Source organism: Streptococcus sanguinis, from assembly GCF_050225395.1.
GTDB lineage: Bacteria > Bacillota > Bacilli > Lactobacillales > Streptococcaceae > Streptococcus.
Map to the genome: position 1 here is coordinate 392,988 of NZ_CP071431.1, position 21,999 is coordinate 414,986.

The window sequence follows — 21,999 nt, forward strand, 5'->3', positions numbered from 1 at the left end:
TTCCTGCTTTTAGGGCTTGCTGGGGGCTTTTTTTCCTGCTAAAATAAACACATGACACGTTATAAAGCAATTATATCCTATGATGGTTATGGCTTTGCTGGCTTTCAGCGACAGCTCCATGCCAGAAGCGTTCAGGAAGAGATTGAAAAGACCCTGACCCGTATCAATAAAGGCCAGCCTGTGGTGATTCATGGAGCGGGCCGAACCGACAGCGGCGTCCATGCTCTGGGCCAGGTGCTGCATTTTGATTTACCAGAAGAGCGGGATGAAGAGAAATTGCGTTTTGCTTTGGATACACAGACGCCGGAAGATATTGATTTTATCAGGGTGGAGCAGGTGTCGGATGAATTTCATTCTCGCTACAATAAGCACAGCAAGACCTATGAATTTTTGGTGGACATCGGCCGGCCTAAAAATCCTATGATGCGCCATTATGCTACGCATTATCCTTATCCTTTGGAGCTGCGTCTGATAGAAGAAGCGATTGCTCAGCTAGAGGGGACGCATGATTTTACAGGCTTTACGGCTTCAGGGACCAGTGTGGAAGACAAGGTTCGGACTATTACCGAGGCTAAAGTTCGCTATGATGCAGAGCGGAATTTTCTGGTCTTTACTTTTTCGGGTAATGGCTTTCTCTATAAGCAGATTCGTAATATGGTAGGGACGCTGCTCAAGATTGGCAATAAGCGCATGCCGGTGGAGCAGATTCAGAGAATTTTAGCGGAGAAAGACCGCCATCTGGCAGGACCAACAGCCGGTCCAAACGGCCTTTATCTAAAGGAGATTCGTTATGAAGAATAAGTTGATTTTAGCCCTTTCGGGCAATGATATTTTCAGCGGCGGTGGGCTGCACGCTGATTTGGCTATCTATACGGTCAATGGCCTGCATGGTTTCGTAGCTGTGACTTGCCTGACGGCTATGACTGACAAGGGATTTGAGGTCATCCCAGTTGAAGAAGAGGTTTTTGCCCAGCAGTTAGCCAGTCTCAAGGATGTTCCTTTTTCTGCTATTAAGATAGGACTTTTGCCCAATCTGCAAATAGCAGAGCAGGCTTTGGCTTTTGTCAAGCAGCATGCGGATATACCAGTAGTCCTGGATCCTGTTCTGGTCTGCAAGGAAAATCATGACTTGGAAGTCAGTGCGCTGAGAGAGGAAATCATCAAGTTTTTCCCTTATGTCAGCATCATCACACCAAATCTAGCAGAAGCTCAGCTATTGACCCAAAAAGAAATCAAAACTCTGGAGGATATGCAGGCTGCAGCCAAGGAGCTCTATGATTTAGGGGCCAAGCATGTGGTGATTAAGGGCGGCAATCGCTTAAGCAAGGAGCGGGCAGTGGATGTTTACTATGACGGTCAAGATTTTGAGATCATGGAATCGCCAGTGCTGGCCAGCAACAATACCGGAGCGGGCTGCACATTTGCTTCCAGCATTGCCAGTCAGCTTCTTCTTGGTAAGTCTCCGCTTGCAGCAGTTCAATTTTCTAAAGATTTTGTCTACCGAGCGATTCAGCGCTCAGATCAATATGGGGTAGTTCAGTATGAGAAATAATCAAGTTAAAAAATTAGTGTTCTTAGCTTTCATCACAGCACTGTCTGTGGTTTTGGGGAATTTTATGAAAATCCCAACTCCGACAGGATTTTTGACACTATTGGATGCAGGGATTTATTTTACAGCCTTCTATTTTGGCCGCAAGGAAGCGGCTATTGTCGGAGGACTCTCAGGCTTTTTGATTGATATGATTGCGGGCTATCCTCAGTGGATGATTTTCAGTCTGATTTGCCATGGACTTCAAGGTTTCTTTGCTGGCTTTGAGGGTAAGAGTCGCTATCTTGGGCTGGTTTTGGCTGCAGTAGCTATGGTTGGTGGCTATGCCCTCTTTGGCAGTATCATGAATGGTGTCGGGGCTGCTCTAGCCGAAATCTTGGGCAATTTTATGCAGAATGCATTTGGTTTAGCAGTCGGTTTTGCCCTTTACAAAGCTTTCCCGGAGAGTTTGAAAAAGACAGTCACAGTGAAATAAGTGAGGTGGGACATGGACTTAGCTAAGATTGGAGCAGAAACTCGTCAGATTGTTCTAGATGTTTTGGACAAGGCTGCCTTGGTCGAGGGAGATATTTTTGTTCTGGGTCTATCCTCTAGTGAGGTTGTCGGAGGCCATATCGGTCAGAGTTCCAGTCTGGAAGTAGGACAGATCATTGTCAAAACCATACTGGATATCTTAGAAGAGAAAGGTATCTTTTTAGCGGTCCAGGGATGTGAGCATCTCAATCGCGCCCTCGTAGTCGAAAGAGCCTTGGCGGACAAGAAGGATTTGGAGATTGTCAATGTTCTGCCTACTCTTCATGCTGGAGGCAGCGGTCAGCTAGCAGCTTTCCAATACATGAAGGATCCTGTTGAGGTGGAGTTTATCGTTGCTCAGGCGGGGCTGGATATTGGCGATACTGCTATCGGCATGCATGTCAAGCATGTGCAGATTCCTATCCGACCGATTCTCAAGCAGCTAGGAGCTGCCCATGTCACGGCTTTAGCCAGCCGCCCCAAGCTGATTGGCGGCGTCAGAGCGGCCTATATAGAGGATAAAATCAGGAAGGGATAAAAGGAAAAATAATTTTGAAAAAAACTCTAATTATGCTATAATGGGTTGTATTCAATAAATTTTAAGGAGAAATGACAGAATGTCTGTATCATTTGAAAACAAAGAAACAAATCGCGGTCTTTTGACTTTTAGCATCAGTCAAGAGAAAATCAAGCCTGCCTTGGACCGTGTATTTAACTCAGTAAAAAAAGATATTGCTGTACCAGGTTTCCGTAAAGGTCGCCTTCCACGTGCTATCTTCAACCAACGTTTTGGTGAAGAAGCCCTCTACCAAGATGCTTTGAACGCTCTTCTTCCAGAAGCATACGAAGCTGCTGTCAAAGAAGCAGGTATCGAAGTAGTTGCTCAACCTCAGTTTGATGTCGAATCTATGGAAAAAGGCCAAGACTGGGTCATCAAAGCTGAAGTAGTCACTAAGCCAGAAGTTAAGCTGGGTGCTTACAAAGACTTGGAAGTAACTGTTGAAGCTACTAAAGAAGTGACTGACGCTGAAGTAGATGAGCGTATTGAGCGTGAGCGCAACAACTTGGCTGAGTTGGTTCTCAAAGAAGGTCCAGCAGCTGACGGTGATACAGTTGTGATTGACTTTGTTGGTTCTGTCGACGGCGTTGAATTTGACGGCGGCAAGGGTGATAACTTCTCACTTGGACTGGGCAGCGGTCAATTCATCCCAGGATTTGAAGAGCAGTTGGTTGGCCACAGTGCAGGTGAAACAGTGGACGTTGTCGTAACCTTCCCAGAAGACTACCAAGCAGAAGACTTGGCAGGCAAGGAAGCTAAGTTTGTGACAACTATTCACGAAGTTAAAGAAAAAGAAGTTCCAGCATTGGACGATGAACTTGCAAAAGATATCGACGAAGAAGTGGAAACGCTTGATGAGCTGAAAGAAAAGTACCGCAAAGAATTGTCAGAAGCTAAGGAAACAGCTTATAAGGATGCGGTAGAAGCTGCAGCTATTGATCAAGCAGTAGCAAATGCTGAAATCGTTGACTTGCCAGCAGAAATGGTCCACGAAGAAGTGCACCGCGCTGTTAATGAATTCTTGGGCAATATGCAACGCCAAGGAATCTCACCTGACATGTACTTCCAAATCACTGGCACTACTCAGGAAGACTTGCACAAGCAATACGAAGCAGATGCTGAGTCACGCACTAAGACAAACCTTGTCGTAGAAGCTGTTGCTAAGGCAGAAGGTTTTGAAGCTAGCGCAGAAGAAATCGAAGCAGAAGTAACTTCATTAGCTACAGACTACAACATGGAAGTAGACCGTGTTCGTCAATTGCTGTCAGAAGACATGCTGAAACACGACATTGCTATCAAGAAAGCTGTTGAAGTGATTACAAGCACTGCGAAAGTGAAATAAGCTTCATCATTCAAAATGAGATTATTTGAAACTAGTGTATAAATGCACTAGTTTCTTTTTTGTACTTGTTCCGTGATTTTTCCTGGATTTTCTTTTGACGAAAATAGAAATTTATCGTACAATAGAAAGTAGCGAAAAATTGCAAGAGGGCGACAAGCCTTTACTTAATCTTAAAGGAGATCAACTTTGGAATTAGAAGTATTTGCTGGACAGGAAAAAAGTGAGCTTTCTATGATTGAAGTGGCGCGTGCCATTTTGGAAGCCCGCGGCCGCGATCATGAGATGTATTTTAATGATCTGGTCAATGAAATTCAAAACTATCTGGAAAAATCAAACAGTGAGATTCGTGATGCTCTGCCATTGTTCTACACAGAACTCAATGTAGACGGCAGCTTTATTCCGCTGGGGGATAATAAATGGGGCCTGCGTTCATGGTATGCTATCGACGAAGTGGATGAAGAAATCATTGCTTTGGAAGAGACTGATGAGGACGACGCACCTAAGAAACGCAAGAAGAAACGCGTCAATGCCTTTATGGATGGCGACGAGGATGCCATTGACTACAGCGATGACGATCCAGAAGATGAGGACGGCTACGAAGCAGATCCAGCTCTCTCATACGATGAGGAAAATCCAGACGATGAGAAGAATGAAGTGGAAGCTTACGATGCTGAAATCAACGAAATCGCTCCAGATGATCTAGGTGAAGAAGTCGAACTCAACGAAGAAGATGACGACTACTCTGACGAAGACACGGAGACCGAAGAGGAAGAATAAATCAACCAAAAGAAACAAGGGACGAAATCCTTTGTTTCTTTTAATATTCCTTGAAATATAAGTTCGGAAGGTGTAGAATACTAATAAAATTTAACAAAGAAAAGATGGAGGTATGCTGCTATGAAATTTGTCATTGATAAGAGTCTGAGTGATTTAGGCATTAAGAGTGTCGTTATCGGGATTGCTAAGAATGTCAATCCGCAGGCAGAACTGTCTTCCTCATTTCTAAAAAAGAAAAAGGAAATGGAAGACTGGGCTCTGGCCTGCGACTTGGATGAGGTGCTTGAGTCGCCAGTGGTTCAAGGTTATATAGAAATACTGCAGCGCGTGGGTCGCAGTATCAAGAAAAATCCTCCGACGGTTCCCGCGCTGATTCGCAATATCCAGCACCGAGGCTCGCTCCCTCATATTAATAGCATTATTGATATTTATAATGTCGAAGCCCTGCATTCCCTACTGGCTATTGGAGGGCATGATTTTGATAAGATTGATGGTCAGATAGAATTCACTGTAAGCCAAAAGGAAGATGTTTTTCTGCCTATTTTGTCCAAGGAGAAGCATGTTGCCAAGACGGACTATGTCTATCGGGATGCCAAAGGCATTTTGGCTTGGCTGGATGTCCGTGACAGCGAGTATTATAAGTTTGATGAGGAGAGCAAGGATGCCATTTTCATCATTCAGGGGAATGCCAATACCTCTGTCGAAATGCGTCTGGAAGCCTTGAAACGAATCCGACACGATTTAGCAGAGTGCATGCCTGATTTAGAATTTGAAACACATGTCATTAGTATTGCTGAGAATGAATGAAAATCGACTGAAAATATTTGACAATTTTTTAGGTTTGCGATATCATACTGTTCGGGCACCTCTTTTAGAGGTCAGAGCTTCCTGTTTCCAGGGAGCTATTTTTCTTTTTCAGACAGATTATGGAAAATCCTCCTCTAGATAAGATTCCAGAAATGACGTGGTTGCTGGAGTGAATAGTTTTACGAAAAGGAGCACGTATGTCAACTAAATATATTTTTGTCACCGGCGGTGTAGTTTCTTCTATCGGGAAAGGGATTGTGGCAGCTAGCTTGGGCCGACTTTTGAAGAATCGTGGTCTCAAGGTTACAATTCAGAAATTTGACCCTTATATCAATATTGATCCCGGAACCATGAGCCCTTACCAGCATGGGGAAGTGTTTGTGACAGATGATGGAGCTGAGACGGATCTGGATTTGGGGCATTATGAGCGTTTTATTGACATCAATCTCAATAAATACTCCAATGTCACCACTGGTAAAATCTATAGCGAAGTCCTACGCAAGGAGCGTAAAGGCGAGTATCTGGGAGCGACGGTCCAAGTCATTCCACATATTACAGATGCTCTCAAGGACAAGATCAAGCGGGCAGCACGGACGACGGACTCGGATGTGATTATCACAGAGGTCGGTGGCACAGTGGGCGACATCGAGTCTCTTCCTTTTCTAGAAGCTTTGCGCCAGATGAAGGCGGATGTCGGAGCAGACAATGTCATGTATATCCATACGACCCTCCTGCCCTATCTCAAGGCAGCTGGCGAAATGAAGACCAAGCCGACTCAGCATTCTGTCAAAGAGCTGCGAGGTCTGGGGATTCAGCCTAATATGCTGGTCATCCGCACAGAGAAGCCAGCTGGGCAAAATATCAAAAACAAACTGGCTCAATTCTGTGATGTGGCGCCTGAGGCGGTTATTGAGTCACTGGATGTAGAGCATCTTTACCAAATTCCTCTCAATTTGCAGGCGCAAAAGATGGATCAAATCGTCTGTGACCATCTGAAGCTAGATGTGCCGGCAGCGGATATGACTGAATGGTCAGCCATGGTAGAGAAAGTGATGAGTCTGGAAAAGCAGGTCCGTATTGCTCTGGTCGGCAAGTATGTCGAGTTGCCAGATGCCTATATTTCAGTTGTCGAAGCGCTCAAGCATGCCGGCTATGCCAATGATGTGGAAGTTAAGATTGACTGGATTGATGCGAATCAGGTAACGGCCGAAAACGCAGCAGAGCTTCTTGGAAGTGCGGATGGGATTATCGTTCCGGGTGGCTTTGGTCAGAGAGGAACTGAGGGGAAGATTCAGGCAATCCGCTATGCGCGTGAGCAGGATGTGCCTATGTTGGGGATTTGCTTGGGCATGCAGTTAACCTGTGTCGAATTTGCCCGTCACGTCTTAGGTCTGTCAGATGCTAACTCAGCGGAGCTCAATCCAGACACACCGTATCCGATCATTGACCTCATGCGAGATCAGATTGATGTTGAAGACTTGGGAGGAACGCTGAGGTTGGGGCTCTATCCTTCTAAGCTTAAGCCTGGTTCTAAGGCAGCAGCAGCTTACGACTACCAAGAAGTCGTACAGCGCCGTCACCGTCATCGCTATGAGTTTAACAATGCTTTCCGCGAGCAGTTTGAGGCAGCGGGATTTGTATTTTCTGGAGTCTCACCAGACAATCGCTTGGTCGAAATAGTGGAAATCCCAGAAAATAAATTCTTCGTTGCTTGTCAGTATCACCCAGAGCTTTCCAGCCGACCGAACCGACCTGAAGGTCTTTATAGGGCTTTTGTCACAGCAGCGGTAGAAAAGAGCCAGGAGAGATAGACTTGCTTTTTCTAGGATAAGCGATTTTTCTAGAGAAATGTTATAATGAAAAATAAAAGGAGGGAAGAAGATGTTTCTAAACATTTTAGCTAGTATTCGTACTAATAATTTTCAAGATGAGCATTGTATAGAAAAAATCCAAGCTCTCTGGCAGGAACAAGAGGGAGCTGTGAAAGAAGCTTTTGCCCAAGGGGAGCCGGTTTATGCCGTCTATCATGACTATGCCAGTGATTACAAAGGAGACTACAGTCTCTCTATCTGCCGTTTGACAGATGGGGAAGTCTATGATTTTGACACATCCGAGCAGATCTATCAAGTGTTTGAAGCAGATAAGGAGGATCCTCAAGCGGTTCTTCATGCTTGGCAGAGGATTTGGCAGGCAGAAGAAACAGATGAGCTTCATCGGAGCTACACTTTTGACTTCGAAAAATACGATCCCGACCAAACGGTTGCTGTCTTTGTTGCGACTCAGCAGCACTGAGTTTTCTGTGTTCCTGTCTTAGCTTCATTTTCGTTTAAATTTCCCAGTCTTGCTGATTGAGTAGAAAGTTGATTTTTTGAAATAAACTAAAAAATATTCTTGACAAGCCTTAGCTGTCCTGTTATACTAATAAGGTACTCAATCGCGGGGATGGCGGAATTGGCAGACGCGCAGGACTAAGGATCCTGTGACCGCTTTAGGTCGTGAGGGTTCAAGTCCCTCTCTCCGCATCAAGTAAGCTGGCTTCGGTCAGCTTTTTCTTTTTGCAATAGAGACGCTTAAAAAGGCTGAGTGTCTCCCTGCAATTCTTTAAAATTTCAGGAAAAACTAGCAATTTTAGTGAAAAAGTGATAAAATAAACAATGTAAGTGGTTTAACCACAAAAAATAAGAGGAGGCCTGATAAGAATGGCAATCGTTTCAGCAGAAAAATTTGTCCAAGCAGCTCGTGACAATGGTTACGCAGTTGGTGGATTCAACACAAACAACCTTGAGTGGACTCAAGCTATCCTGCGTGCGGCAGAAGCTAAGAAAGCACCAGTGCTTATCCAAACTTCAATGGGTGCTGCTAAATACATGGGTGGCTACAAAGTTGCTCGCAACTTGATCGCTAACCTTGTAGAATCAATGGGCATCACTGTACCAGTTGCGATTCACTTGGACCATGGTCACTACGAAGATGCACTTGAGTGTATCGAAGTTGGTTACACTTCTATCATGTTTGATGGTTCACACCTTCCAGTAGAAGAAAACCTTAAATTGGCTAAGGAAGTCGTTGAAAAAGCACACGCTAAAGGTATCTCAGTAGAAGCTGAAGTTGGTACTATCGGTGGTGAAGAAGACGGTATCATCGGTAAAGGTGAATTGGCTCCAATCGAAGACGCTAAAGCAATGGTTGAAACTGGAATCGACTTCTTGGCAGCTGGTATCGGTAACATCCACGGTCCATACCCAGCAAACTGGGAAGGTCTTGATCTTGACCACTTGAAGAAATTGACAGAAGCTCTTCCAGGCTTCCCAATCGTATTGCACGGTGGTTCAGGTATTCCTGATGACCAAATCCAAGCAGCTATCAAACTTGGTGTTGCCAAAGTTAACGTTAACACTGAATGCCAAATCGCATTCGCTAATGCAACTCGTGCATTCGCTCGTGACTACGAAGCAAACGAAGCAGAATACGACAAGAAAAAACTCTTCGACCCACGTAAATTCTTGGCTGACGGTGTAAAAGCCATCCAAGCATCAGTTGAAGAACGTATCGACGTATTCGGTTCAGAAGGTAAAGCTTAAGAAGCTTAATATATTTTTAAAAAAGTTTATCCGAAAGGATAGGCTTTTTTGTATTATGATAATTGGACAAGTAAAGAATAAATAATATTTTTCTTACAATCTAATAAAAAAATCTTGACAGACTAGATGATGAGGAGTAAAATATTAACCAGTTAATTAACTGGTTAATTAGTTTAGTAAGTTGTTAAAAATTGAGTTTCTTCTATATTTTATAGAAAAAATATTTAGATGATTTCTTTGGGGGTATATTATGAGTTAATTGTAAATTGTGATAGGTTTTAGCGAATTCTATGTAATCAAAAAAGAAAGTGATATTCAATGGAAAAAAATAAGAAATACTTAACAGGAATTGTTGTCATTGCTACTGTGGGTCTTTTTGCTCATCAGTTAGGTTATTATCAGGCAAACAGTTCGATTAAAAAATCCAATCGAGTTAGCTATATTGATGGTAAGCAAGGTGTTCAAAAGTCTGAGGAGTTAACGCCTGACGAAGTAAGCAAAAAAGAGGGGATTAACGCGGAGCAGATTGTTATCAAGATTACTGATCAGGGTTATGTCACTTCTCATGGTGATCACTATCATTATTATAATGGGAAAGTTCCATATGATGCTATTTTCAGCGAAGATCTTTTGATGAAAGATCCCAACTATCAACTTAGGACTGAGGATATTGTCAATGAAGTCAAGGGTGGATATGTTATCAAGGTTAATGGACAATATTATGTTTATCTGAAAGATATAGCTCGTGCGGATAATATTCGCAGTAAGGAAGAGATTAATCGTCAAAAGCAGGAACATGGTCATAATGTTACGAAAATAAGCAATGAAGTAGCAACAGCTAGAGCTCAAGGCCGTTATACAACAGATGATGGCTATGTTTTTAATGCTTCAGACATTATTGAGGATACGGGAGATGCGTATATTGTACCTCATGGTGATCATTTTCACTATATCCCAAAGAGTGATTTGTCGCCTAGTGAGCTAGCTGCAGCTCAAGCTTACCTATCAGGTAGAGGAAAAGTAGCTAGTACTGTAGTCAGCCCTTCGTATAATAATGGAAACGGTGGCTGGATACAGACACAACCTACTTTTACTCAAATTTCAAACAACTATCAACCGAGTCAAGGAGAAGATGTTAAGGGTCTCCTTCAGCAACTTTATAATCTTCCACTTAGTCAGCGTCATGTTGAATCAGATGGCTTGATCTTTGATCCAGCACAAATTACTAGTCGAACACAAAATGGAGTAGCAGTGCCACATGGTAATCATTATCACTTTATTCCTTATACACAAATGTCGGCATTGGAAGAAAAGCTTGCTCGGACAATTCCTCTTATAAGTCAGCCTAATAAACCTATGTTAGGATTGACACCTTATAGACCTATACCAACTCCGATACTAACTCCATCTCAACCAGCTTTAAAACCGATTCTTCCTCCAAAGTTAAATTTGGAACATGCGGATTCATTGGATAAGGATTTAATCCAGCAGGTTGTTAGGAAAATAGCTGACGGTTATGTGCTAGAGGATAAAGGAGTGTCCCGCTATCTTTTAGCTAAAGACTTGCCTAAAGAGATTATTACAGCGATTGAAAATAAATTGGCGAAGCAGAAAAGCATACCTCATGTCCTGCAAGCTAAGAAAGAATCAGTTGAACCGAAAGATCAAGAGTTTTATGATAAGGTATATGGTCTTCTGACTCAGACCCATCAGCAATTGCTAGAAAATAAGGGACGTTTGTCAGATTTTCAAGCCTTGGATGATTTAGTGAAGCGTTTGAATGATGAAACAAGTGATAAGGTGCAATTAATTGATGACTTATTAGCATTTCTTGCGCCTATCAATCATCCAGAACGTCTAGGCAAAGCAAATTCACAGATTGAGTATACTGAAACCGAAGTTCGAGTAGCCCAGCTAGCTGACAAATATACGACATCTGATGGATATATCTTTGATGCGCGCGATATTATCAGCGACGAAGGAGATGCTTATGTAACCCCTCATATGGGACACAGTCACTGGATAGGAAAAGATAGTCTTTCAGCTAAAGAAAAAGCAGCTGCTCAGACCTATACTAAAGAAAAAGGTCTGCTTCCACCTGCACCAACAGATGATTCCAAAGCCAATCCAAGTGGAGAAAGTGCGGCTGCTATCTACGAACGTGTTCAAGGAGAGAAACGGATACCGATCGTTCGTCTGCCTTACAATGTTGAGCATACTGTAGCAGTAAAAAATGGTAATCTGATTATCCCTCATAAGGATCACTACCACAACATCAAATTTGCTTGGTTCGATGATAAGACTTACCGAGCTCCTAATGGCTATACATTAGAGGATTTATTTGCAACTATCAAGTATTATGTTGAACATCCAGATGAGCGACCACAATCTAGCGATGGATGGGGGAATGCAAGTGATCATGTTTTAGGTAAAAAAGATGACAAGGAGGATACTGTTAGCCCAGAGAAACCTCAGGAAGAAGTTGAAGAGGAAACACCAACTGAGCCAGAAGTACCTCAAGTTGAAACTGCTAAAGTAGAAGCTAAGTTGCAAGAGGCGGAAGACTTACTTGAAAAGACGACGGATCCAAGTTTGAAATCCAATGCAACTGAGACCTTAACAGGATTGCGAAATAATCTTAATTTAGGGACTATGGATAATAATAACATCATGGCAGAAGTAGAAAAATTGCTAGCCTTGCTGCAATCTGCTTCTTCAGCTTCTGTGTCAAGTACAGAAGTGACTGATTAGCTGAGGTGAAGGAGTATTGTATGAAAAAAAGAACTGCAGTATTACTAGTGCTGAGTATACTAGCTTTGATGCTGGGAGCGTGTACTCAGAAAGAAGAACAACAAGCTAAAGGTTTGAAGATTGTGACCAGTTTTTATCCGGTTTATGCCATGGTTAAAGAAGTATCAGGTGATTTGAATGATGTTCGCATGATTCAATCTAGTACAGGGATCCATTCATTTGAACCATCGGCTAATGATGTAGCTGCTATCTATGATGCGGATGTTTTTGTCTATCATTCACATACCTTAGAGTCGTGGGCGGGGAGCTTGGATCCAAATTTGCAAAAATCTAAGGTGAAAGTACTTGAAGCTTCCGAAGGAATGCCCCTGGAACGTGTATCGGGTTTGGAAGACGTGGAAGCTGGCGAAGGAATCGATGAAAAAACTCTTTATGATCCTCATACATGGCTAGATCCTGAAAAAGCTGGTGAAGAAGCACAGATTATTGCGGATAAGCTATCTGAACTCGATAAAGAACACAAGGAAATATATCAAAAAAATGCTAAGAAATTCATTTCTAAAGCTCAAGAATTGACCAAAAAATACCAACCAATCTTTGAAAAGGCTAAGGAAAAGACTTTCGTCACTCAACATACTGCGTTCTCGTATTTAGCAAAGCGGTTTGGTTTGCAGCAGCTAGGTATTGCAGGGATTTCTCCTGAACAAGAGCCAAATGCAAGGCAGCTTACTGAAATTCAAGAATTTGTGAAAACATATAAAGTTAAAACGATTTTTACCGAAAGCAATGCATCGTCGAAAGTGGCAGAAACGCTCGTCAAGTCAACGGGAGTCAGACTGAAAACTCTCAATCCTTTAGAAGCCGATCCCCAAAATGATAAAAACTACCTAGAGAATCTAGAAGAAAACATGAGTATCTTGGCTAAAGAATTGAAATGAGAAGTTAATGCTTAATCTAGCTGAAGACTACAAAACGGAAACCTGCCCATAAGGGTAGGTTTTTTTGGTGTTTTAAGGAAACTATTAAACCAGAAGTTTGTATTAAAAGTATTATTTTAAGAGAGAAATTTTCAATTTCATGATCTATAGGCAAACGCTTGCATTCTATTTTTTGTTGGACTATAATAGGTTGGTATAAAGCCTTCTGTAATAATAAAAGTTAGAAGGTGTAGAAAGTAAGGATTTAGAATACTTGTGTTTGAAAATACGATTTTCTATTCCTTACGATAGCGGAGATAGATATGGCAATGATAGAAGTAGAGCATCTTCAGAAAAATTTTGTAAAAACAGTTAAGGAACCAGGGTTGAAAGGAGCTTTGCGATCCTTTATTCATCCTGAAAAGCAGACCTTTGAAGCGGTCAAGGATTTAACCTTTGAGGTGCCCAAGGGGCAAATTTTAGGCTTTATCGGCGCGAATGGTGCTGGGAAGTCGACAACCATCAAAATGCTGACAGGAATTCTGAAACCGACATCTGGTTTTTGTCGGATTAACGGCAAGATTCCGCAGGACAATCGCCAAGACTATGTCAAGGATATTGGAGTGGTCTTCGGGCAAAGAACCCAGCTGTGGTGGGATTTGGCTCTGCAAGAGACCTACACGGTCTTAAAGGAGATTTACGATGTGCCGGACTCGCTCTTCCACAAGCGCATGGACTTTTTGAATGAAGTCTTGGACTTGAAGGAGTTTATCAAAGACCCCGTGCGGACTCTTTCACTGGGTCAACGGATGCGGGCGGATATTGCTGCTTCCTTGCTCCACAATCCCAAGGTTCTCTTTTTAGATGAGCCGACCATTGGTTTGGATGTTTCGGTCAAGGATAACATTCGCCGGGCCATCACCCAGATTAATCAGGAGGAAGAGACAACCATTCTCTTGACCACTCACGACCTGAGTGATATTGAGCAACTTTGTGATCGGATTTTTATGATTGACAAGGGGCAGGAGATTTTTGATGGAACGGTTAGCCAGCTTAAGGAGACTTTTGGAAAGATGAAGACTCTTTCCTTTGAACTGCTACCAGGGCAAAGTCATCTAGTTTCTCACTATTCAGGATTGCCTGACATGACTATTGATAGACAAGGAAATAGCCTCAACATTGAATTCGATAGTTCCCGCTACCAGACGGCAGATATTATCAAGCAAACCTTGTCTGATTTTGAGATCCGTGATTTGAAGATGGTGGATACGGATATTGAGGATATTATCCGTCGCTTCTACCGAAAGGAGCTCTAAGATGGTCAAATTGTGGAGACGTTATAAGCCCTTTATCAATGCAGGGATTCAGGAGTTGATCACCTATAGAGTCAACTTTATTCTCTATCGGCTTGGCGATGTCATGGGAGCCTTTGTTGCTTTCTATCTCTGGAAGGCGGTCTTTGATTCCTCGCAGGAGTCCTTGATTCAGGGCTTCAGCATGGCAGATATCACCCTCTACATCATCATGAGTTTTGTGACCAATCTTTTGACTAGGTCTGATAGTTCTTTTATGATTGGAGAAGAGGTCAAGGACGGATCGATTATCATGCGCTTGCTGAGACCGGTGCATTTTGCGGCCTCTTATCTCTTCACCGAGCTTGGTTCAAAGTGGTTGATTTTTATCAGCGTCGGACTTCCATTTTTAAGTGTTATTTTTCTGATGAAAATCCTTTCTGGGCAAGGGATTGTAGAAGTGCTGGGATTAACTGTTATCTATCTCTTTAGCTTAACCCTAGCCTATCTGATCAATTTTTTCTTTAATATCTGCTTTGGATTTTCAGCTTTTGTGTTTAAAAATCTATGGGGGTCTAATCTGCTCAAGAATTCTCTGATTGCCTTTATGTCGGGGAGTTTGATTCCCTTGGCTTTCTTTCCTAAGATTGTTTCAAATATTCTTTCCTTTTTGCCTTTTTCATCCTTGATTTACACTCCAGTCATGATCATTGTTGGGAAATACGATACCAGTCAGATTCTTCAGGCTCTTTTCCTGCAGTTGTTTTGGCTTTTAGTGATGGCGGGCTTGTCTCAGTTGATTTGGAAACGAGTCCAGTCATTTATCACCATTCAAGGAGGTTAGTATGAAAAAATATCAGCGCATGCATCTGATTTTTATCAGACAATACATCAAGCAAATCATGGAATACAAGGTTGATTTTGTGGTTGGTGTGCTGGGAGTATTTCTGACCCAAGGTTTGAACCTCTTGTTTCTCAACGTGCTCTTCCAACACATCCCTTCCTTGGAAGGCTGGACATTCCAAGAGATTGCCTTTATCTATGGCTTTTCCTTAATTCCCAAGGGATTGGACCATCTCTTTTTTGACAATCTCTGGGCACTGGGGCAACGCTTGGTTCGAAAAGGAGAGTTTGACAAATACCTGACTCGTCCTATCAATCCTCTCTTTCACATCCTAGTCGAGACCTTTCAGATTGATGCTTTGGGCGAACTCTTGGTTGGTGGAATCCTACTTGGAACAACAGTGACAAGCATTACTTGGACTCTTCCCAAATTCTTGCTTTTCCTAGTTTGTATTCCTTTTGCGACCTTGATTTATACTTCCTTAAAAATAGCGACAGCGAGTATCGCTTTTTGGACCAAGCAATCAGGAGCTATGATTTATATTTTCTATATGTTCAATGATTTTGCCAAGTATCCGATTTCGATTTACCATTCGCTTATCCGTTGGTTGATTAGTTTCATTGTGCCTTTCGCCTTTACGGCCTACTATCCAGCTAGCTATTTCTTGCAGGAAAAGAATGGACTCTTTAATATCGGTGGTTTGATTCTGATTTCTCTTGTCTTCTTTTTCATTTCTTTGAAACTATGGGACAGGGGCTTAGACGCCTACGAAAGTGCAGGATCGTAAGATAGAAAATATGATTGGTCCTAAAGCTTAAATCAAGAAAGGATTTTAAGATGATAGTGATTGAAGAAGTGAAGGAAGAAAAACAAAAGATGCTAGTGGTTAGCGAAGTTTTGAAGGATCTGCCAGAATGGTTTGGAATACCTGAAAGTACACAAGCTTACATTGAAGGAGCTACGGATTTGCAAGTTTGGTCTGCCTATCAGGAGAGTGATTTGGCTGGCTTTGTAAGCTTATCATACTCTAGTGAAGATTGTGCTGAGATTGACTGTCTAGCTGTTAAGAAATGCTATCATAGAGCGGGAATTGGCAGTCAACTTCTAGGAGTTTTAGAAAAATCTGCTCGTCAAAAGGCATCCTATTTGCAAGTGAAAACGGTAGCACCAGGTCATTATCCTACTTACGACAGGACTAACGCTTTCTATCAGGCTCAGGGCTTTAAAAAGTTAGAAATCTTTCCTGAACTTTGGGATAAAAACAACCCTTGTTTGATTTGGGTTAAAAAGTTGTGAAATTTTCCCTTGACAAAAAAACTCAAGATGCTAGAATAAAGGGGAAAAGGCGCCGATTTAGCTCAGTTGGTAGAGCAACGCACTCGTAACGCGTAGGTCACAGGTTCGATCCCTGCAATCGGCATAAATAGGTCTTAGAAATCTTGTAAAAGCAAGGTTTCTTTTTTACTGAACAAGGTGTCAATTATAAAAGTTCGAATGCAAAGAGGTTAAAATATCTTTACATGGTGGAAAAATCAAGAAAATCAAAGAGAAATATGATACAGTGAATTAATATAAAAAGAAAGGAGCGGGTGTTTATGAAAAAACAATTGCTATTTTTTTTAATTTTATTAATTTCCATATTTATTGGTATAGGACAAGTTCGTGCTGATAGCAGTGACTCTGATAGTTTTTCAGATTCTAGTAGCTTTAGTTCGTCTAATGATTCAGATTCTGACGATGACACATCTGATGATGATTCTTCCTCTGATTTGGGCAGCGGTTTGACCGTTAATCCGGATAGTTTAGGTGACTTCGCTTCAGATATTCCAACTATTGATTCTTTGGATGCGTCAGCAAATGATGGTGATAATTTGACTAATCTGGGGAATATTTCTGCCCCAGTTTCTACAGAATCAAGCAATCCAACAACGAGCACAGATGAGATAATGGCGGGCACACCAGATACAGCAGTAGCGACCGCTCCCACACCCCTTACGGATGCAACTAATTCTGTCACTACTACAGATGAAACGACGGCTTCCTCGACTCCTATAGATTCAGCTAATCAAACAACTGAGTCAGTAGACTCGGCAAGCTCTGATAAGCCTAATTTGGCAGACTCGGCAACTGAATCAAGCACTGCGGCTTCCGCAGGCAATGGTTTGACAGCTAATCCGGACAGCTTAGGCAGTTTCGTTTCGGATAAACCAGCCGATAGAACTGGATCCGAATCTTCTACCGACCTGGGCAGTGGTTTGACTGCAGATGCAGATAGTCTAGGTAGTTTTATCTCAGAATCAGATTCTACAACTGAGTCAATAAACTCGGCAAGCTCTGACAAGCCTAATTTGACAGATTCGGCAACTGAATCAAGCACTGCGGCTTCCGCAGGCAATGGTTTGATAGCTAATCCGGACAGCTTAGGCAGTTTCGTTTCGGATAAACCAGCCGATACAACTGGATCCGAATCTTCTACCGACCTGGGCAGTGGTTTGACTGCAGATGCAGATAGTCTAGGTAGTTTTATCTCAGAATCAGATTCTACAACTGAGTCAATAAACTCGGCAAGCTCTGACAAGCCTAATTCGATAGATTCGGCAACTGAATCAAACACGACGGATTCTGCAGGCAATGGTTTGACAGCTAATTCTGATAACTTAGGCAATTTCGTTTCGGATAAACCAGCCGATACAACTGAATCTGAATCTTCTGCTGACCTTGGCAGTGGCTTGACTGCAGATGCAGATAGTCTAGGTAGTTTTATCTCAGATGAGTCAATAAACTCGGCAAGCTCTGACAAGCCTAATTCGATAGATTCGGCAACTGAATCAAGCACTGCGGCTTCCGCAGGCAATGGTTTGACAGCTAATCCGGACAGCTTAGGCAGTTTCGTTTCGGATAAACCAGCCGATATAACTGGATCCGAATCTTCTGTTGACCTTGGTAGCGGTTTGGCAGTTGATTCAAATGAAACTTTCAATGTTTTGGGAAACGATGCTTGGGGTAATTACTCTCCCTTGGAGGCTGATTACACTGTCTCTGCAACAAATACAACAAATGCAGAAGAAAGAAGGAACCCTAATATGTGGGGGACAGAAACTGGAAAGCCTTTTTCTACTCCAACGACTCTTTTGGGTATTGTTGGAGAAGAAGTTTATGATGTATTTGATGGCACATTTGGAAAATTGGCTGGAGTGACGTTTACTGAGTTGGGAACATACGTGACTCCTGATCCTCAGCCAGTGCCTGAAGAAGTTCTAACCCCTATCGGATCTTTAAATTATAATATAGCACAAGGAACTTCTCCGGTTCTTGGAACAGGGGTGATTAGAACAAGCGAAACGGGTGCACGATACATCGGTATAATTGCTGATAATTTAACTCATAATGTAGCAAATAATGTCTACATTGGACTTACTGGAGAGACTTTATCAGGAACTGATGCTGTTCCTGATAGTTCTCCTCTGCCTGAATCTGTTGGTCGAATTGCTATTATTGCAAATAATATTGTTGGATCTAAAACAGATGTAGAGCCTTTAGATGTTGTTATCGGTACGACAGGTTATAATCCCATTACTGGAGAAAAAGAAGATCGCATTCCCTCGCTATTTGGAATAATTCAAGGAATGAGAGGGGGACAAAAGGAGGGCTCCGAAGGAGCTAGTAATAGTCAGGAAAAATAATCTTCTTTGACATCTTATCGAAAGACTAGGTTTCTATACTAAGATTTCAAAGCTGAACCAATAATTATTGAAAGGATTGAATTCTATATTGAACAGGATTCGGTCCTTTTAATTCGTTTTTTGTAGAAAACACTATAATCTACAGTAGCTTTTTCTAGTTCATCAAGCGAAAGATAATTTTTTTATATCCTACTTAAGAAGAAGTTAGAAGCATTAAGCTTATTTTTAGACAGTTGGAGTGATACACGCTTAGGTTTTTTATGGTTCGAAACCCAATATGTATCTTTACCAGGAATTTTTAGGTACTGCTTGATATTATTTTTATCACAAATTTAAGAGCAGCACTATATAATACAAATTTGGGTTAATAAGAAAATTCCCTGCAGGGGGTATAAATAGGTCTTAGAAATCTTGTAAAAGCAAGGTTTCTTTTTTACTGGACAAGGTGTCAATTATATATGACATAATATTTCAAGGTCTTTAAAATATTTTTACATGGCAAAAAAACTCAGCAGCCTATAATAAAATTATGGTATATTAGAATAGTAAAAAAAGAAAGGAGGAGCATTTGTGAAGAAAAGACTAATGCTTTTGATTTTGTTGAGCGCTGTGTTTGTCCACGTTGGGCAGGTCCAGGCTTATGATGGTGGTTCAGGTTCCTCAGATTCTGGCTCCAGTACCTCGGACTCCGGTGGTTTCGGTTCAGATTCCTCGGACTCCGGTGGTTTTGGTTCAAGCTCCTCGGACTCCGGTGGTTTCGGTTCAGATTCCTCGGACTCCGGTGGTTTTGGTTCAAGCTCCTCGGACTCTGGCGGATTCGGTTCAGATTCCTCAGATTCCGGCGGTTTTGGCTCCAGTACCTCGGACTCCGGTGGTTTCGGTTCAAGCTCCTCGGACTCTGGCGGATTCGGTTCAGGTTCTTCGGACTCCGGTAGCTTTGGCTCCAGTTCTTCGGATTCCGACAGTTTCGGTTCAAGCTCCTCGGACTCTGGCGGTTTTGGTTCAAGTTCTTCGGACTCTGGTGGTTTCGGTTCAAGTTCCTCGGACTCCGGTAGCTTTGGTTCCGGTACCTCGGATTCCGACAGTTTCGGTTCAAGCTCCTCGGACTCTGGCGGATTCGGTTCAGGTTCTTCAGACTCTGATAGCTTTGGCTCCAGTTCTTCGGATTCCGACAGTTTCGGTTCAAGCTCCTCGGACTCCGGCAGCTTTGGTTCCGGTACCTCGGATTCCGACAGTTTCGGTTCAAGCTATTCAGACTCTGGAAGTTTTAGTTCCAGTTCTTTAGACTCCGGCAGTTTTGGTTCCGGTACCTCAGATTCCGGTGGTTTCAGCTCAAACTCCTCGGATTCTGGTAGTTATGACTCCTCTACTTCAAATAGTGATAGTCTAGGTTTCTCAGATTCTGGAAGTTTCGGATCTTCTGATTCTAACAGTTTCGGTGGCTATTCTACTTCAGATAATGATAGTCTTGGAACCTCTACTTCAGATAGTAGCTTTGGATCGTCAGATAGTTCTGGGAATTGGTCAAGTATTGGCGACAGCGACTTGTCGAATGGATCTGGAAGCTGGTCCAGTATTGGAGATGCCAGTTCGTCTAAGGATAACAGCGACTTTTCTAGCTTTGGTGATGCTATTTTATCGGGCAACAATTATAGTTCTGGAAGCTGGTCTAGCATTTCTGACGGCAATACAAGTTCTGCAGATTTGAGCGCAGGAAATTGGACGACCACCAATGATTCAGTCGCTAAGAAATCTTCCGAGATTTCCGACTCTTTTAGTGATTTTGATACAGGTAATTGGTCTCGAACATCTGATACCTTGGCTGATAATGCTTCGTCAAGCAGCAAGACAGTGAGTGACTTTACTTCAGGCGATTGGTCAAGAGTATCTGATTCATCAAGCGATAAATTTTCAACAAGTGGCTTAGGTCTGAACGACTTTACAGCAGGTGACTGGTCGCATGTATCAGATTTTAGTGACAATAGAACGTCAACAAGTGCTGCTTATAGTGATTTGGAGGCAGATAATTGGTCTAGAATCAATGATTCTTTCAACAATTCGGCTTCGTCAACTATCACGGCAACAGATGATTTTACAACAGGAGACTGGACTCGTGTAACCGATGCATTTGGAAGCCAGGTTTCCAACAAAAGTAAGTCTCTAAGTGATTTGACACTTGGTGATTGGGCCAGTGTTCAGGATGCTGCGTCAAGAACAGCAAGTCTCTCTCCATTGGAGGGTGAATATACTTTTTCTGCAACAAAACCTACAGAGGACTTTGTTAGCACATCATCAGTAAATCAATGGTCTGGCTTTAATCCAGTCGAGGGTGATTGGAAGCAGATTGATATCTCTGAGAAGTCAAAAACTGTTAACACCCCAACGATGTCAGAGGCTTTGGCTGATTGGGCAGGCTTCAAGCAGAAAACCACGAGTAAGGAAGGACTCCCAGGCTTTGCTTTAGACTATGCATCCTCTCTGACAGCAACAGGAAAAAATCAATTGCCAGGTTCATTTTTAGACGGAGATTGGCAACGGGTCAGCGAAAGTAAGCCTACTTCAACCCTTTTTAACAATCCTTTGGCTACAGAGGATGTACTCACTAACCAAACTCTTCCAACGACGGTTGACTTAGGCTTATCTCAAACTTTTAGTCGAACACCAGAAGACTACTATCAAGCAGGTGCGATGTTTGCAGGGCCGGTGAGTGCTGTAAAGACTGAAGAAAGTACAACTCCTATTACTGATAAGGTTAAGAAAAAATTTGATGAAATAAGGGGAGTGAACAAAAATATTGAGCAGTTTGCATATACCCATGCTGCAGAATATCAGATGGAGCCTGTAAAAACAGCTGAATGGGCTGGAAGAACGGAGTACTTCACTTCGTTAATAGAGGATACACTTACTTCTTTTACTAAAAAAATTGATGAATATAACCAAGCTAATAAAAAGGTAGAGCAAGCGAAACAAAGTGGGAGTCTTGAACAAATAGCAGATGCTTATAGAAATCAGACAGCAGCAGCAGTTGGTCTTGCAAACGACACTTATAATTCGGGTAAAAAAGGTTATGATTTGGGCAAAAAAGCTTTTGGTAAGTCTAAAGAACAAACTGATTCTAAAAATAACAAAGTGAGCTCTAATAATAAGGAGGATGCTAAAACGCCAAAGAATACATCAGTAAAGTCTAAATCAACTGATTCTAAAGCAGATAAAACCTCTAAAGGTAAAAACAAGAAAAACTAATTCCTTTTCCTTATATTGTCAAAAAACCGGGTTTCGTCCCGGTTTTTCTGATGTTTGATTCTTGTCAATGTTAGCAGCAAACCACTTACCGGTCAAATTTAACCACTTACTGAAAAGGCCTTGTTTCTCGGGAGTTTCTTG

The 21,999-nt window shown here is 42.2% G+C and carries 20 protein-coding genes and 2 tRNA genes; all 22 read left to right on the forward strand.

Going from position 1 to position 21,999, the window contains the following annotated elements; all coding sequences use genetic code 11:
- The first annotated feature begins 51 nt into the window (after positions 1 to 51).
- The 22 genes from truA to J1C81_RS02125 all read left to right on the forward strand — a co-directional run bounded on the left by truA (position 52) and on the right by J1C81_RS02125 (position 21,858).
- A complete protein-coding gene (gene truA, locus J1C81_RS02020; protein ID WP_002916432.1) occupies positions 52 to 801 on the forward strand; it encodes a tRNA pseudouridine(38-40) synthase TruA in 750 nt (249 codons plus the stop codon).
- Positions 791 to 1,552, forward strand: coding sequence for a bifunctional hydroxymethylpyrimidine kinase/phosphomethylpyrimidine kinase (locus tag J1C81_RS02025; RefSeq protein WP_002916431.1), 762 nt, complete (start codon positions 791 to 793; stop codon positions 1,550 to 1,552). Before truA ends, J1C81_RS02025 begins: the two co-directional genes overlap by 11 nt.
- Positions 1,542 to 2,024: an ECF transporter S component gene (locus J1C81_RS02030; protein WP_032909904.1), complete on the forward strand. Its 483-nt coding sequence runs from the start codon at positions 1,542 to 1,544 to the stop codon at positions 2,022 to 2,024. The genes J1C81_RS02025 and J1C81_RS02030 overlap by 11 nt, the downstream gene beginning before the upstream one ends.
- Positions 2,025 to 2,036: 12 nt before the next feature.
- The gene (locus tag J1C81_RS02035) at positions 2,037 to 2,600 is read left to right on the forward strand and encodes a TIGR01440 family protein (RefSeq protein ID WP_032909903.1); all 564 of its coding nucleotides are present in this window, start codon (positions 2,037 to 2,039) and stop codon (positions 2,598 to 2,600) included.
- Positions 2,601 to 2,679: 79 nt separating this feature from the next.
- A complete protein-coding gene (gene tig / locus J1C81_RS02040) occupies positions 2,680 to 3,963 on the forward strand; it encodes a trigger factor (protein WP_002916428.1) in 1,284 nt (427 codons plus the stop codon).
- A 186-nt stretch (positions 3,964 to 4,149) separates the two neighbouring features.
- Positions 4,150 to 4,740 (forward strand): DNA-directed RNA polymerase subunit delta, encoded by a 591-nt coding sequence (gene rpoE / locus J1C81_RS02045; protein WP_002898937.1) that lies wholly within the window; start codon positions 4,150 to 4,152, stop codon positions 4,738 to 4,740.
- Between the two features lie 120 nt (positions 4,741 to 4,860).
- Positions 4,861 to 5,547: a B3/B4 domain-containing protein gene (locus J1C81_RS02050; protein ID WP_002916427.1), complete on the forward strand. Its 687-nt coding sequence runs from the start codon at positions 4,861 to 4,863 to the stop codon at positions 5,545 to 5,547.
- 197 nt (positions 5,548 to 5,744) lie between these two features.
- Complete coding sequence (locus J1C81_RS02055) at positions 5,745 to 7,358, forward strand: CTP synthase (RefSeq protein WP_002916425.1); 1,614 nt, start codon at positions 5,745 to 5,747, stop codon at positions 7,356 to 7,358.
- A gap of 70 nt (positions 7,359 to 7,428) precedes the next feature.
- Positions 7,429 to 7,839, forward strand: coding sequence for a GyrI-like domain-containing protein (locus tag J1C81_RS02060; RefSeq protein WP_002916424.1), 411 nt, complete (start codon positions 7,429 to 7,431; stop codon positions 7,837 to 7,839).
- Positions 7,840 to 7,983: 144 nt separating this feature from the next.
- Positions 7,984 to 8,069 (forward strand) — tRNA-Leu (locus J1C81_RS02065).
- A gap of 177 nt (positions 8,070 to 8,246) precedes the next feature.
- Positions 8,247 to 9,128: a class II fructose-bisphosphate aldolase gene (locus tag J1C81_RS02070; RefSeq protein WP_002902377.1), complete on the forward strand. Its 882-nt coding sequence runs from the start codon at positions 8,247 to 8,249 to the stop codon at positions 9,126 to 9,128.
- Positions 9,129 to 9,446: 318 nt separating this feature from the next.
- Positions 9,447 to 11,879 carry a pneumococcal-type histidine triad protein gene (locus J1C81_RS02075; protein ID WP_002916421.1) on the forward strand — a complete coding sequence of 811 codons (2,433 nt, stop codon included), beginning with the start codon at positions 9,447 to 9,449 and terminating at the stop codon, positions 11,877 to 11,879.
- Between the two features lie 20 nt (positions 11,880 to 11,899).
- Entirely contained in the window at positions 11,900 to 12,817 is a 918-nt protein-coding gene (locus tag J1C81_RS02080; protein ID WP_002916420.1) for a metal ABC transporter solute-binding protein, Zn/Mn family, read from the forward strand.
- Positions 12,818 to 13,119: 302 nt separating this feature from the next.
- The gene (locus J1C81_RS02085) at positions 13,120 to 14,112 is read left to right on the forward strand and encodes an ABC transporter ATP-binding protein (RefSeq protein ID WP_002916419.1); all 993 of its coding nucleotides are present in this window, start codon (positions 13,120 to 13,122) and stop codon (positions 14,110 to 14,112) included.
- A gap of 1 nt (position 14,113) precedes the next feature.
- On the forward strand, positions 14,114 to 14,932 hold the full coding sequence (locus J1C81_RS02090; protein ID WP_002916418.1) for an ABC transporter permease: 819 nt from the start codon (positions 14,114 to 14,116) through the stop codon (positions 14,930 to 14,932).
- A gap of 1 nt (position 14,933) precedes the next feature.
- Positions 14,934 to 15,719, forward strand: coding sequence for an ABC transporter permease (locus tag J1C81_RS02095; protein WP_002916417.1), 786 nt, complete (start codon positions 14,934 to 14,936; stop codon positions 15,717 to 15,719).
- Between the two features lie 50 nt (positions 15,720 to 15,769).
- Positions 15,770 to 16,228, forward strand: a complete 459-nt coding sequence (locus tag J1C81_RS02100; RefSeq protein ID WP_032909900.1) for a GNAT family N-acetyltransferase — start codon at positions 15,770 to 15,772, stop codon at positions 16,226 to 16,228.
- Positions 16,229 to 16,279: 51 nt separating this feature from the next.
- A tRNA-Thr gene (locus J1C81_RS02105) sits at positions 16,280 to 16,352 on the forward strand.
- A 175-nt stretch (positions 16,353 to 16,527) separates the two neighbouring features.
- Entirely contained in the window at positions 16,528 to 18,615 is a 2,088-nt protein-coding gene (locus J1C81_RS02110; RefSeq protein WP_002916415.1) for a hypothetical protein, read from the forward strand.
- Between the two features lie 640 nt (positions 18,616 to 19,255).
- A complete protein-coding gene (locus J1C81_RS02115; RefSeq protein ID WP_032909899.1) occupies positions 19,256 to 19,900 on the forward strand; it encodes a hypothetical protein in 645 nt (214 codons plus the stop codon).
- 210 nt (positions 19,901 to 20,110) lie between these two features.
- Complete coding sequence (locus tag J1C81_RS02120) at positions 20,111 to 20,323, forward strand: hypothetical protein (RefSeq protein ID WP_235787748.1); 213 nt, start codon at positions 20,111 to 20,113, stop codon at positions 20,321 to 20,323.
- The gene (locus J1C81_RS02125) at positions 20,320 to 21,858 is read left to right on the forward strand and encodes a hypothetical protein (protein ID WP_002916413.1); all 1,539 of its coding nucleotides are present in this window, start codon (positions 20,320 to 20,322) and stop codon (positions 21,856 to 21,858) included. Before J1C81_RS02120 ends, J1C81_RS02125 begins: the two co-directional genes overlap by 4 nt.
- Positions 21,859 to 21,999: the final 141 nt, after the last annotated feature.